The 12,948-nt window shown below is 35.4% G+C and carries 13 protein-coding genes and 1 tRNA gene; 6 read left to right on the top strand and 8 right to left on the bottom strand.

The genetic code is table 11. The features are described 5' to 3' along the window. Position 1: 1 nt before the first annotated feature. Positions 2–1,942, top strand: a complete 1,941-nt coding sequence (locus ACSHW7_RS01795; RefSeq protein WP_435677601.1) for a DEAD/DEAH box helicase — start codon at positions 2–4, stop codon at positions 1,940–1,942. Further along, complete coding sequence (locus ACSHW7_RS01790; RefSeq protein ID WP_435677600.1) at positions 1,935–3,134, top strand: GIY-YIG nuclease family protein; 1,200 nt, start codon at positions 1,935–1,937, stop codon at positions 3,132–3,134. Before ACSHW7_RS01795 ends, ACSHW7_RS01790 begins: the two co-directional genes overlap by 8 nt. Before the next feature lie 94 nt (positions 3,135–3,228). On the opposite strand, the gene ACSHW7_RS01785 is transcribed toward ACSHW7_RS01790, so the two are convergent. From ACSHW7_RS01785 to ACSHW7_RS01765, 5 genes are all read right to left on the bottom strand, one after another. Further along, positions 3,229–3,310: transfer RNA gene (locus ACSHW7_RS01785), tRNA-Leu, on the bottom strand. 51 nt (positions 3,311–3,361) lie between these two features. Next, positions 3,362–4,051: a T9SS type A sorting domain-containing protein gene (locus ACSHW7_RS01780; RefSeq protein ID WP_435677599.1), complete on the bottom strand. Its 690-nt coding sequence runs from the start codon at positions 4,049–4,051 to the stop codon at positions 3,362–3,364. A 57-nt stretch (positions 4,052–4,108) separates the two neighbouring features. After that, a complete protein-coding gene (locus ACSHW7_RS01775; protein WP_435677598.1) occupies positions 4,109–4,936 on the bottom strand; it encodes an N-acetylmuramidase domain-containing protein in 828 nt (275 codons plus the stop codon). A gap of 11 nt (positions 4,937–4,947) precedes the next feature. Beyond that, positions 4,948–6,111 carry a lipase family alpha/beta hydrolase gene (locus ACSHW7_RS01770; RefSeq protein ID WP_435677597.1) on the bottom strand — a complete coding sequence of 388 codons (1,164 nt, stop codon included), beginning with the start codon at positions 6,109–6,111 and terminating at the stop codon, positions 4,948–4,950. A gap of 125 nt (positions 6,112–6,236) precedes the next feature. Further along, complete coding sequence (locus ACSHW7_RS01765) at positions 6,237–6,467, bottom strand: VF530 family DNA-binding protein (RefSeq protein WP_435678252.1); 231 nt, start codon at positions 6,465–6,467, stop codon at positions 6,237–6,239. A gap of 121 nt (positions 6,468–6,588) precedes the next feature. Between ACSHW7_RS01765 and ACSHW7_RS01760 the strand changes: the two genes are divergently transcribed. From ACSHW7_RS01760 to ACSHW7_RS01750, 3 genes are all read left to right on the top strand, one after another. Then, positions 6,589–7,173, top strand: coding sequence for a HupE/UreJ family protein (locus tag ACSHW7_RS01760; protein WP_435677596.1), 585 nt, complete (start codon positions 6,589–6,591; stop codon positions 7,171–7,173). Positions 7,174–7,246: 73 nt separating this feature from the next. Then, positions 7,247–7,687, top strand: coding sequence for a deoxycytidylate deaminase (locus tag ACSHW7_RS01755; RefSeq protein ID WP_435677595.1), 441 nt, complete (start codon positions 7,247–7,249; stop codon positions 7,685–7,687). Between the two features lie 98 nt (positions 7,688–7,785). Beyond that, on the top strand, positions 7,786–9,339 hold the full coding sequence (locus ACSHW7_RS01750; RefSeq protein ID WP_435678251.1) for a S41 family peptidase: 1,554 nt from the start codon (positions 7,786–7,788) through the stop codon (positions 9,337–9,339). 10 nt (positions 9,340–9,349) lie between these two features. Here the strand turns inward: ACSHW7_RS01750 and ACSHW7_RS01745 are convergent, their stop codons facing one another. Beyond that, on the bottom strand, positions 9,350–9,544 hold the full coding sequence (locus ACSHW7_RS01745) for a hypothetical protein (protein ID WP_435677594.1): 195 nt from the start codon (positions 9,542–9,544) through the stop codon (positions 9,350–9,352). Between the two features lie 66 nt (positions 9,545–9,610). Next, complete coding sequence (locus ACSHW7_RS01740) at positions 9,611–10,192, bottom strand: MarC family protein (RefSeq protein WP_435677593.1); 582 nt, start codon at positions 10,190–10,192, stop codon at positions 9,611–9,613. A 177-nt stretch (positions 10,193–10,369) separates the two neighbouring features. Here ACSHW7_RS01740 and ACSHW7_RS01735 point away from each other — a divergent pair, with 177 nt between their 5' ends. After that, positions 10,370–10,939 carry a DUF3109 family protein gene (locus ACSHW7_RS01735; protein WP_435677592.1) on the top strand — a complete coding sequence of 190 codons (570 nt, stop codon included), beginning with the start codon at positions 10,370–10,372 and terminating at the stop codon, positions 10,937–10,939. Between the two features lie 223 nt (positions 10,940–11,162). Here the strand turns inward: ACSHW7_RS01735 and ACSHW7_RS01730 are convergent, their stop codons facing one another. Then, on the bottom strand, positions 11,163–12,947 hold the full coding sequence (locus ACSHW7_RS01730; RefSeq protein ID WP_435677591.1) for a ribonucleoside-diphosphate reductase subunit alpha: 1,785 nt from the start codon (positions 12,945–12,947) through the stop codon (positions 11,163–11,165). Position 12,948: the final 1 nt, after the last annotated feature.

Raw genomic sequence — 12,948 nt, 5'->3', positions numbered from 1 at the left:
TATGCCAGATATAGTCCACGTAAAATACCAACAAACAGGTAAAAGTAAAAGTACCAATGAATATGGTATGAGAGAAATGCAACAAAAAGCATTTGAGGCTCGTACTGCTCAATATTTATTAATTAAAGCACCGCCAGCTTCTGGTAAATCTCGTGCCTTAATGTTTATTGGTTTAGATAAATTAATAAATCAAGACATAAAGAAAGTAATAGTAGCAGTGCCAGAGCGGTCTATTGGTAGTTCGTTTGCTAAAACAGAATTAAAGAAGTTTGGTTTTTTTGCAGATTGGGAACCTAATCCAAGATATAATCTATGTACGCCTGGTGTTGAAAAAAGTAAAGTAACTGCATTTCTAAATTTTTTAGAAAGTGATGAAAAAATACTAATCTGTACACACGCAACTTTACGTTTTGCTTTTGATGCAATAGACGAAAAACAACTCAATGATTGTTTATTGGCAATAGATGAATTTCATCACGTATCAGTAGATGGAGATAATAAGTTGGGTATTGTATTAAGTAGTATAATGGATAAATCTACTGCTCACGTAGTAGCAATGACAGGTTCTTTTTTTAGAGGAGATTCTGTGCCTATTTTATTGCCAGAAGATGAAGCAAAGTTTACTAAAGTAAAATATGATTATTACCAACAACTAAATGGCTATAATTATTTAAAATCATTAGGGATTGGATATCACTTTTATCAAGGTAAATATACATCTGCTATTCACGAGATATTAGATGAAAACAAAAAAACAATAATTCATATACCAAGTGTAAATTCTGGAGAGTCCGAAAAAGACAAATATGAAGAAGTAAACAGAATTGTTGACGGTTTAGGTGAGTTAGACTATCAAGACCCAGATACAGGTGTTTTGTATGTAATAAGCAAGGCAACAGGTAAAACTTTAAAGGTTGCAGACTTAGTTCACGATAACCAAAAGGATAGAGATAAAATACAAGAATATTTGCGTAATGTCGAAAGTGTTGATGATATAGATATTATCATAGCGTTAGGTATGGCAAAAGAAGGTTTTGATTGGCCATATTGTGAACACGCATTAACGGTTGGTTATAGAGGTTCATTAACGGAAATTATTCAAATTATAGGAAGAGCAACAAGAGATAGCGAAAATAAATCACACTCTCAATTTACTAATTTAATTGCACAACCAGATGCAGAAGATGATTTAGTAAAACTGTCTGTCAATAATATGCTTAAAGCTATTACAGCATCATTATTAATGGAACAAGTGCTAGCTCCTAATTTTAAATTTAAACCGAAATTTCCAGAAGAAGATGATGAAGATGATTCAGAAGATGATGATAGCACTATAAAAATTAGAGGTTTTAAACTTCCAAGTTCAAAAAGAGCAAAAGATATAATTGAAAGTGATATTAATGACTTGAAAGCAAAAGTTATGCAAGACCAGCAAATGCTTAAAGCAATGCCGGGAAATGTAGATCCAGAAGTAATAAACAAAGTGTTAATCCCTAAAATAATTAAAGAAACTTATCCTGATTTAACAGATGAAGAAGTTGAATCTGTTCGTCAACATTTAGTAGTAGATTCAGTCATAAAAAACGCTAGTATAGAAGAGGTTGGTGATAAACGTTTCATACGTATGGCAGATAGTTTTGTAAATATTGATGATATTAATATAGACTTAATAGATACTATTAATCCATTTCAAAAAGCATTTGAAATATTGTCTAAATCAGTAACAGCATCCGTATTTAAAGCAATTCAAGAAACTATTGATGCCACAAGAATTACAATGACTGATGAAGAAGCAATTATATTGTGGCCTAAAATAAAAAACTGGATAGCAAAAACAGGAGAACAACCAAGTATTCAATCTTTCGACCCAAAAGAAAGACGTTTAGCAGAAGCAATAATATTTTTAAAAGAGCAAAAGCGTAAAGCCCAAGCAAATGAGTAAAAAGAAAACATTAGAAGATATATTTAATGATGATGAGTTTGGAATTTTAGATTCTAAACCCAAAAACTCTAATGTAAAATCAGAAGATGAACGCTTAATTGAATCGTTCCAAGAAATTAATACTTTTTTTGAAAAGAATGATAGAGAACCAGAAGCAACAAATGTAACCGAATTTAAACTGCTATCAAGATTGAAAGCATTAAGAAAAGATGCTAATAAAGTAGAAATATTAGAGCCTTATGATTCACATAATCTTTTAAACACCAAGGAGGAATTAAAATCAGTTGAAGATGTTTTAAATGATGATGAATTAGGAATATTAGATACAGATGAAACCTTATCCATTTTTAAGTTGAAGAATGTAAAGAGTGCATCAGAAAGGGCAGAATCTGATTTTGTTGCTCGAAGAAAAGCAATGAAAGAATCTGAATTTAAAACTTACGAAAAGAGGTTTAAAAAAGTTCAAGTTGAATTACGAGAAGGTAAGAGAAGCCTTGTTGGTTTTAATTATGAATCATTAAAGCCAAATGAATATTATATAAACAATGGTGTTCTGCTTTATTTAGAGAGTGTTACTTGGGAAAAGGAAATTCAGGAATTTAAAAGTGGAGTGCATAATCGACCTGACGGCCGTACAAGAACAATATTTGAGAATGGAACGATTTCAAATATGATGTTTCAGTCATTATATAAAGTTTTACATGCTAATGGTCAAATGGTTACTAATACAGATAAAGATATTGAAGAAGAACTATTTGGGAAAGCTAATGCGTTAGTTGAAGATGATGTGTCTACTGGCTGGATTTATGTCTTAAAGTCTAAGTCAGTCAATCCAAAAATCTCTTCAATTTCTAATTTGCACAAAATAGGATTTTCCACCGTACCTATTAAAGATAGAATCAAGAATGCGTCAAAAGAGCCTACATACCTTCTTGCAGATGTTGAAATAGTTGATTCATATAAATGTTACAATATGAATGCGCAGAAATTTGAAAATCTAATTCATAGATTTTTCTCAAAAGTATGTCTCGACGTTGAAATATTAGACGACAAAGGTTTTAGAATTAATCCTAGAGAATGGTTTGTAGTTCCTTTGGATGTAATAGAAACTGCAATTTCATTGATTTTATCTGGACAGATTATTTTTTATAAATACGATGAAAAAACATCTTTAATTGTAAAGAATAGTTAGTTTTTAACATATAATTTGAGGTGAATCTGTTGCTGTTTTGTTGCTGATAAAAACAAAAAACCCTGTAAATCAAATGATTAACAGGGTTTAACAGTACTCGAGGCGGGAATCGAACCCGCACGACCGAAGTCACTGGATTTTGAATCCAGCGCGTCTACCAATTCCGCCACTCGAGCTTTAAAATTGGACTGCAAAAATAATCAATTTTATATTCTGTGGAAGTTTTTCTACTCTTTAATAAATTTCTTTACGGTCTTTTTACCTTCGGAAAAGAGCTCAAGAAAATAAATGCCACTATTTAAAGATGAAACATCAATAGTTTGCCCGTTATAAATTTCAGAAGCAATCAATCTTCCTTTGCTAGTATAGATTGATATTTCTGAAATTGAAAATCCGTTCGTATTGATTGAAAGATTATTTGATGTTGGATTAGGGAATATGGCAACACTAGAACTAAGGTTATCTTCAATGGAAAGAAAAACGGTGTCTTGAAATTTTAGTCCAAAACCAGTAAATGATTCCATCAAAAATTCATTTTGATTCACTCCGATACTAAAAACATCAGTAGTCAGAAATTCATCAAAGGTTAAAAAGAAAGAACTTTCAAAACCTGTTTGTTGTGAGGTGTCACAAGTGTTTGTTGTTTGCATAAAATTTTCAACAATGGCACTATTTTCTTCACCATTAAAGTTTAAATCTCCAGAAAAAGTATTACATGCAGCAATTCCTTCAAAGGTATAATCTGAATTGATAATTATATATGGGTTTTGAGGAGCATCTCCTGGCATTAATGGATATGGGTTGCCTAAATCACCAGTAAAATAAGAAAAATACCAAGTGCCAATAATATCTGGATTTTGTGCTGAAATATCAATGGAAAAAAATAAAACGAGTAAGAAGAGTAGTAATTTTTTCATAGCCAATATTTTAATTAAAAATACAATATTTTTCAATACTACATTTCCGAAGTAAAACTACATCCCTTTGTATCTTCTATAGGCGCTTGCCAGTTTTGTGTCGTATTTGTTGGCGGCATATCCTGGGCCGTTATACCCTCTTGCAAAGCTTGCCCAATTTTTACTCTTAAGATGGCGTATTAAGTTATTCGCTTTGCAAAAAAGCCCGAACGCTTTTAAATGCTGTCGCTCATGGGTGTACATATCTGCAACATAACCATCCACAGTACTATAACCCAGTAATTTATAATGAAAACCCATTATTTGAAATGCTCCGTAGGATGCCGAAACATACGCTGCATCGTGTACCTTGTCGTCGTCGCTCAATCCTGCTGCTTTTTCCAATCTGTCATATTCTTGTTTTCCGCCTTCGTAATGTTTCTTTGTCCAACTTTTGTAAAGCACGTTTTTTGAGCGGTCGCTGATCAATGTTTCAGGTGTAATGTTCCTTGATTTGAGTTCGCGCCAAAAAACGTGTCCTTCAAACAAGATGCGCGGGCGGCCGTCGAGCAAAAAACCTTTTCCGTTGCTTTCTACTTCGTTGACGGCTTTAACTGCCGCAAGCTCTAAATCATACTGAGAGGCAAAATCTTTTAAATCATCTTCAGACAGAAATTTGTCATTAAATTGCGTTAATTGTTGTTGCGCGTTAAGCAAGATTGCCCATGTTTTTGCGCCCATGATACCATCAACAACGAGGTTGTTTTTTGATTGAAAATCCTTTACTGCGCGGTCCGTATCTGCTCCAAAATAATTTGAAACATACACCTCATAGCCAAGGCTGGTCAGTAATTCTTCGAGTACGTGAACGCTGGAATTTCTAGAGCGTAATTTTAATGTTTGCATGATTGAAGTTGTTAGGTTATTTTTTCGATTTTTCCACCAGCACTTTCGTACCAATCGTCTCTTTGTGTGTCTCCTTTTAGAAATCGTTGTAGCACATTTTGAACTCTACCGTTGTTTAGGAAAAACGCATGCCAATCTGGTCCGGTCATTCTTGAATCTGCCCAGCTTTCTAATGCTTTTTTATCTACTCTTAATGTGAGCACACTATCTTTAAAAATACTCGCACTTTCATGTGGTACTGTTCCATCTCCTTCTTTATCTTCTTTGATTGCTTCATAGTCAAAAAAGTTTTTAAAATGGTCACGGCGATCGTGTACTACAATATGGCTTTTTGTTTTTTCTTTACCGCCACATACAACCAAACACTTTTTTCTAAAGGATGCGCCACACGTTGAAAGATCAAAAATGAGGTTGTTTTGATCTCGCACTTCTCTAACTTTATCTAAGCGGTATGCCATAAATTCATGTTTGTCAATGGTATCTTCTCTATCTGCATTTGCAACTTGTTGCCAATAACTATAAAAATTGAATGGGTCAAAATTTGCAGCTGTAATGGGGTTTTCAAACTTATATGCATCCTTAAATACGGGAAGCAGCTCATAAACGGCAGGAAAGGTTCTCGCAATTTTTCTAAAATCATCACTACTATTAAAAAGTCTCGATTTTCCAATGACAAGATTAAAACTTGCCTCAATACTCCCTAAAAAGGTAGGAACCGTAAAAATCGCTCTGTTTACAATCTTGTTGCGCTCTTCATCACTCAATAGTTTTAAATACCCAGAAAGTACCAACGCACCCATGCTATGTGTTAGAAAATTAAATTCTCCTACGTTGAGTTTGTCTCGTAATGCTTCAATATATGTTTTTAAACTTCTAGCAGAATCTATATTTGACTTACGCCAGTCATATCCAAAAATGAATACTCTGTACCCTTTGGATTTGAGGTAATTTATGATTTCAGAATATGCCATATTTTCAACATCGGCACGTTCAATAATCGTCTCGGCCCCTATGTCATTCTTGCCATCCCGCTGCAGTTTTAGACTGTGGATGTTTGTGTAGAATTTTTTAACGCCAGACCAATGTGTGCTAAAATCGTCAAGATTTACATTGTACAGTTTTGTGCCTTGAATCCCTGGAATAAGGATAATAGGCAACTTCCTATCGTATGCCATAATAACAATAAAATTGAATTAATAAAAACGTATTACAAACCGTAACACATTGTGGGGAAGATGCTTGTGAGTTTTAAAAGTAAATAAAAATAACTAAAACTACTTGTGGGTATTTTCTGAAGCAGCTATTTTTTGTCTATAGAACGCAAATACAGTCGTTCCACTTTTTCCCTTGCCCAGTCTGTTTTCCGAAGAAATTTTAAGGTGGATTTTACAGATGGATTCACTGCAAAACAATTCATTTTCATCCGACGGTCCAGTTCTTCCCAACCATATTTTTCATGCAAAAATTCTACAATAGTTGCTAGCTTAACACCGTGCAACGGATTGTTGGGTTGTGTTTGAGGAACGTTAATTTCCTCTTTTGAAATGTGCTGATCTTCTTTTTTGATACCTGAAATTTTAATGAATTGACATTAGTTTAAAGGTACATAATTAAGTTTTCAGATTATCTTTATCCCAAAATTAAATTTAGAAATGACCGACTTTTGGCTATACCTAAAATTAGGACTTGAACATATTTTAGATTGGCAAGGCTACGACCACTTGCTATTTTTGGTAGCGTTGAGCGCTGCATTTACATTTGCGACTTGGCGTAAACTGTTTTTCCTCGTTACAGCATTTACGGTGGGACACAGTATTTCGTTATTACTTTCGCATTACAAAGTTTTTACAATTGACAGCAATTGGGTTGAATGTTTGATTCCTATCACAATTTTAATCGCTGGGGTTTTCAACCTTGTTAAATTACAGGGCAAAGCCAAAATTTCAAATACATGGCTACTCCTTGCTACGGCATTAATATTTGGATTGATTCATGGGTTTGGTTTTGCGGGATATTTTAATATGATTCTTATTGAAGAGGAAAATGCGTTACAGTCTTTGCTGTACTTTGCCTTGGGAGTAGAATTTGCACAACTAATCATCGTACTTGGTGTTTTGATATTAACTTGGTTCTTCCAAAAACAATTGAAAGTTTCTCAAAAACTTTGGATTGCAATCGTTTCCATAATGGTAATTTTACTTTCACTTCCCATGATTTACGGAAGTTGTTTGAGTTAAAAATTTCAGAAAAGAATAAAATAACTTTGCAAGGCTGTAACGTATCTTTAATTTAGCCACTTATAGCAATATAATGAAGCAGGAAAAACAGCATAAATATGACGTTGCCTATTTGAGGATGGCGAGAGAGTGGAGCAAACTCTCACATTGCAAGCGAAGGCAAGTTGGCGCGTTAATTGTAAGAGGTAAAATGATTATCAGTGATGGTTATAATGGGACGCCAACAGGATTTGAAAATGTATGCGAGGATGAAGACGGAGCAACTAAATGGTACGTACTTCATGCAGAGGCAAATGCAATTTTAAAAGTAGCGGGCTCAACACAATCCTGTGAAGGCGCTACACTTTACATTACCATGTCCCCTTGCAAAGATTGTAGTAAATTGATTCATCAATCTGGCATAAAACGTGTTGTATATCTTCAAGGCTACAAAGATGACAGCGGCTTAAAATTTTTAAAAAAAGCTGGCGTTACAATAGAGCATATAGTTGATGTTGACAATGCTAAGATTTAGTTCAGCAAATAGTTCTTTTAATAATAATTCAGGTTTGATTTAGTTTAGTGGGTTTAGATAAAAAATATATTCCGTTGATTACTGGTGTCGCAATTGCGATGGGCGTTCTCATTGGGTCAAAACTCAACTTTAGTACTAACGAGGCTATTTTTGCGAAAAACTCTAAAAAGGAAAAACTAAACAGACTCATCGATTATATTGACTACGAATATGTGGATGATGTTAATACAGATAGTATCGTTGATGTTACCGTTAATGGAATTCTAGAAAATCTGGATCCGCATTCTGTATATATTCCTGAATCTGATTATCAAGCTGCGGCAGATGATATGCGCGGAAACTTTACCGGCATTGGGATTTCGTTTTATGTGTATCAAGATTCGATTGCTGTGATTAGAACCATTGAAGGCGGTCCTGCTGAACGTGCCGGAATTAAACCGGGCGACCGAATTTTATACGCCGATGGAAAGCCCGTTTTTGGAAAAGAGTTTGACCGCGATAGTATTTCGGCATATTTAAAAGGTGTGAAAAATAGTGCGGTTAGTTTAAGGATTAAAAGGGACGGCGAAACTAAACTGCGGGATATTGAAGTGCGGAGAAAGACGGTTCCGTTAGTAAGTATTGATGCGTCATACACGCTCAGCAAGGATTTGGGTTACATAAAAATCAATCGTTTTGCAGAGACGACTCCTGACGAATTTAAAAAGGCCTTAAAAGAATTAAAGAAAGAGGGTATCTCTAGATTGGTTCTTGATTTACGAAATAATCCCGGGGGTTACATTTCCGCAGCCGAAGAAATTGTAGATGAATTTCTTGGAGATGACAAACTTATTCTCGTTACCAAAAATAAAAATGGAGATGAAGAAGAGTCGTTTGCGACTTCACGCGGTGATTTTGAAAACGGAAAATTGTACGTACTTATTAATGAAAACTCTGCATCTGCCAGCGAGATTGTTGCGGGAGCTTTACAGGATAATGATAAAGGGACTATTGTGGGAAGACGTTCGTTTGGGAAAGGACTCGTGCAACGAGAAATGTCGCTTGGTGATGGAAGTGCAGTACGATTAACAATCGCAAGGTATTACACGCCAACGGGAAGGTCTATTCAAAAGCCATACACAGAAGGCAAAGATGCTTATTATGACGATTATGAAAAGCGCTATAAAAATGGCGAGCTGGAGAGTGCAGATAGTATTTCGGTAAATGATTCGTTGCGTTATGTGACTCCAAAAGGAAAGGTTGTCTATGGAGGTGGTGGAATCATCCCAGATATTTTTGTTCCGAAGGATACGAGTATGGAAGGCGAAACTATTGATTACGTTTCACGAAATGGAACGATGAGCTATTTTGCTTTTGAGTATTTGGACAGACACCGCGACGAGTTTAAGGGCATATCTCAAGCGCAATTTATTGCAGGTTATCTCATTAGCGACTCGGTTGTGGGAGAGTTCTTAGAATACGTACGCCTTACCGAAAGCCCCGTGATGTTTAGGGATTACAAGGATGCGCTCAAAAAAGCAATCAAAGCGAATCTTGCGCAACAGCTCTATGGTAATAATGCTTTTGAGTTTATCATCAACGAGAATGATCCGATGATTAAAAAAGTCTTTGAATTGGAGACCCGACCTACGAACACCTCCGTTAAGGAATAAATCTTTTTTCTTACTTTTTAACCGAAGCAATCTTTTTTGAAACCAATAAAATTGCGAGCATAACCATAACGCAAGCTGCTGCCATGGTGCAAATTGCTGCTACGGTACTTTCACCGTCAAAAGGGGCGTTCCAATTAATATTTGTCAAATTGTAAATCAACATTCCTGCTGAAAGTAGTAGTAATATGTAGATGAAAATTTTCATAATTTTTAGGCTTTCGCCGAAATTTTAATGAATTAATTATTTTTTGTCTCTTTAAAATTTCAGTAATTAATTGAATAATTCCTGAATATTTGATGTGAACAATTTTACTGCAATGGCAAGCAAAATTACACCAAAAACCTTTTCGATTATCTGAATACCATTCTTGCCTAGAACGCGCTGTAATTTTCCCGAAGTTCGCAATACGATAAATACAACAATAACATTGATGATGATTGCTACGATAATATTTTCTAATGAAAACTCTGCTCGTAGCGATAGTAGCGAGGTTAAACTTCCAGGTCCCGCGACGATAGGGAATGCAATTGGGAATACAGTTGCTGTTCCTAAACTTTCTTCATTTTGTTTAAAAAGTTTGATTCCTAAAATCATTTCAATAGCAATAAAGAATAAAATAAAAGCACCTGCAACGGCAAACTCGTAGACATTAATACCAATAAGGCTTAGAATTTTTTCGCCTACAAATAGAAATACGATTAGTACAATAGCTGCAATGATAGACGCACGACCACTTTTTATGGTTCCAGATTTTTCTTTTAGCGATATGATAATAGGGATGCTGCCCACTATATCGATTACCGCAAAAAGTACCATCGTTGCTGTTGCTATTTCCTTAACATTAAAATTCATTTCCTTCCGTCAACACGGGTTTTTAAAAAGTTTATCAATCCTGCAAAATTAGTCTTTTTTTAAAGCTTAGTTGTATAAAAATTAATGAGTTTACACTTCATTTTATGTGGTTAAATTTTACTTTTTGTCTTTACTTTTGATTTCTATTTCAATTTCAAAAATTGTAGGTTTGCAGATATGTTTCAACTAGGAAAAACAATTGTTAGTGAGGATTTAATCGAAAAGGATTTTGTCTGTAATCTAGGAGCCTGTAAAGGTGAGTGCTGTGTTGCTGGAGAAGCTGGAGCTCCCGTGTCTAAAGAGGAGGTTTCCATTTTAAAGGAAATCTATCCCAAGGTAAAACCATTTCTTCGTCCCGAGGGTATTGCTTCAATTGAAGCGCAAGGAACACATATAGTAAGTGACCTCGACGAACTTGAGACGCCTTTAGTGAATGGGGAAGAATGTGCGTATGTTAATTTTTCTGAAAATGGAACGGCAGGTTGCGGAATTGAAGATGCTTACAATGCTGGCGAAATTGATTTTAAAAAACCTATTTCGTGCCATTTATATCCCGTGCGAGTGCAAGATTATAGTGAATTTGCCGCGGTGAACTACCATAAATGGCCCATTTGTAATGATGCATGTACGCTGGGGAACGAACTCAAAGTTCCTGTGTATAAATTTGTGAAGGAAGCTTTGATTCGGAAATTTGGTGTGCATTGGTATGCCGAACTTGAAAAGATAGCAGAAAAACACCTACTATAATGTTACTCGAAGAAAACTAGACCTACTTTGCTAGCCCCGATTGTAATGAAAATCCTTTATTGAAGCGATAGCGAAATAAAGATTGTAGTGGAAAGCTGGAAACTGCTTTAATTTTAAATCTGAATCTTTTTGCTCCAAATTGTTTCTATTGAAAAACCCCAAATAAAAAAGAGTCCCTACTAATATAATTAATAGGGACTCCTTTGTTTTGATTCAATAAGGATTATGCTTCGCAAGATGCACAATCTTTCTTTTGTTTGAATTTTTGTGCGGCGTTCATACTGTGTTGGTAATACAGGGATTTCAATCCTAGTTTCCACGCAGTAATGTGAATCTTGTTTACTTCTTTTGTAGGCATGTCTGGATGCACGATGATGTTTACAGACTGTCCTTGGTCAATATGATTTTGACGGTTGGCAGCTTGATACACGATGTCCATTTGGTCTATTTCAGAATAGGTTTTGAAAACCTCTTTTTCATTTTCGGTTAAGAAATCAAGGTGTTGTACAGATCCGTCTCTATCGCGAATGTCCAACCAAACCTCTCTTGTATCCATTCCTTTTTCTTGTAGTAATTCTACCAAGTATGGATTTTTGATAGTCGTTTTAATTTTTGCGATATCCTTTACATAAATGTTAGACCAGATAGGCTCAATTCCTTGAGAAACTTGCCCTAAAATGAACGCTGAAGACGTTGTTGGAGCAACTGCATTTAAAGTGGTATTTCTTCTTCCGTAGCCTTTTAATACTTCTGGTTCTCCAAAAACATCGGCTAATTCTTCGGAAGCTTTATAAGAACGTTCTTTGATTTCTCTAAAGATTTCGCTGTTTAAATCGAATGCTTCTTTACTGTTGAAAGCGTACTTTTTAGATTGTAATAATGAGTGCCATCCTAAAACTCCAAGGCCTAATGCTCTGTTTTCTTTTGCAAAATTATACGCACGCTCCATGAACAAGAATGTTTGACGGTCTTCTCTGTCTTCGGAATTTTTGTACGATTCTAATTTTTCTAAAAATTCTGTAATGACAGCATCTAAGAAATATACCATTGTTTCAACAGCATCTGTGTCTTTCCACTTGTCGTAATGTAATACGTTGATACTAGAAAGCACACATACAAATGACCAATTGTGGTCTGATGGTAGCATGATTTCGGTACACAAATTACTCGCGTGTATTTTATGCCCTTTGTCTTTATAAACATCTGCAGCATTATTGTTTGCGTTGTCAGTAAAGAAGATATATGGATAACCCATTTCTCCGCGGCTCTGTAATACTTTTGCCCATGTTGTTCTTTTTTCTACATCCCCTGCAATCATTTCTTCCATCCACTTATTGGTCACAGTCACACCGTGCGTCAATTCTTGGATTGGATTTCCTTCGCTTCCTATTTCTAGAAATTCTTTAATATCTGCATGATCTATTGGAAGATATGGAGAGAAACGACCACGACGAACAGATCCTTGGCTCACAACATCTACCATTGATTCAAAAAGGCGCATGATGTGTACCGCTCCAGATGCTTCACCATTATTTTTAATAGCAGCTCCACGAGGACGTATTTTTCCGAAGTAACCAGAAGTACCTCCTCCTAGTTTAGACATCATTCCAACTTCAGATTGTGTGTAAAGGATGTTCCCTATATCGTCATCAATGTGAGAACCAAAACAGCTAATAGGCAGGCCTCTCTTTTTTCCAAAGTTTGACCAAACAGGAGAAGCAAGTGAGTAATACCCTTCGCTCATGTAGCCATAGAACTTATCAGCATATCCAGGCATGCCTAGAATTTCTTCTGCTCTTTCGGCTACCTCTCTAATGCGTTGCTCTGGGCCAACACCTTCGGTAAGGTAACCAGCTTGTAAAAAATTACGGCTGTTTTCGTTAAGCCACGCGAAGCCTTCCGTTTTAGATTCGGCATTAGAAAGTGCTTCTTTTCTAGCGGAAATAAAATCGTTTGTATTCTTTGAAGTTTTCTGAACTTCTTGTGAGGTGTTTTCTTGTTGAATCATA

It is taken from the genome of Patiriisocius sp. (genome assembly GCF_051252435.1).
Classification (GTDB): domain Bacteria; phylum Bacteroidota; class Bacteroidia; order Flavobacteriales; family Flavobacteriaceae; genus Patiriisocius.
This window is presented reverse-complemented; position numbering and strand designations above follow the sequence as displayed.

Excerpts from the sequence above, each read along its gene's own strand:
- ACSHW7_RS01730 (WP_435677591.1), bottom strand. The coding sequence starts at position 12,947 with ATGATTCAACAAGAAAACACCTCACAAGAAGTTCAGAAAACTTCAAAG.
- ACSHW7_RS01745 (WP_435677594.1), bottom strand. The coding sequence starts at position 9,544 with ATGAAAATTTTCATCTACATATTACTACTACTTTCAGCAGGAATGTTG.
- ACSHW7_RS01790 (WP_435677600.1), top strand. The coding sequence starts at position 1,935 with ATGAGTAAAAAGAAAACATTAGAAGATATATTTAATGATGATGAGTTT.
- ACSHW7_RS01750 (WP_435678251.1), top strand. The coding sequence starts at position 7,786 with ATGGGCGTTCTCATTGGGTCAAAACTCAACTTTAGTACTAACGAGGCT.
- ACSHW7_RS01755 (WP_435677595.1), top strand. The coding sequence starts at position 7,247 with ATGAAGCAGGAAAAACAGCATAAATATGACGTTGCCTATTTGAGGATG.
- ACSHW7_RS01775 (WP_435677598.1), bottom strand. The coding sequence starts at position 4,936 with ATGCAAACATTAAAATTACGCTCTAGAAATTCCAGCGTTCACGTACTC.
- ACSHW7_RS01735 (WP_435677592.1), top strand. The coding sequence starts at position 10,370 with ATGTTTCAACTAGGAAAAACAATTGTTAGTGAGGATTTAATCGAAAAG.
- ACSHW7_RS01780 (WP_435677599.1), bottom strand. The coding sequence starts at position 4,051 with ATGAAAAAATTACTACTCTTCTTACTCGTTTTATTTTTTTCCATTGAT.
- ACSHW7_RS01770 (WP_435677597.1), bottom strand. The coding sequence starts at position 6,111 with ATGGCATACGATAGGAAGTTGCCTATTATCCTTATTCCAGGGATTCAA.
- ACSHW7_RS01760 (WP_435677596.1), top strand. The coding sequence starts at position 6,589 with ATGACCGACTTTTGGCTATACCTAAAATTAGGACTTGAACATATTTTA.
- ACSHW7_RS01795 (WP_435677601.1), top strand. The coding sequence starts at position 2 with ATGCCAGATATAGTCCACGTAAAATACCAACAAACAGGTAAAAGTAAA.
- ACSHW7_RS01740 (WP_435677593.1), bottom strand. The coding sequence starts at position 10,192 with ATGAATTTTAATGTTAAGGAAATAGCAACAGCAACGATGGTACTTTTT.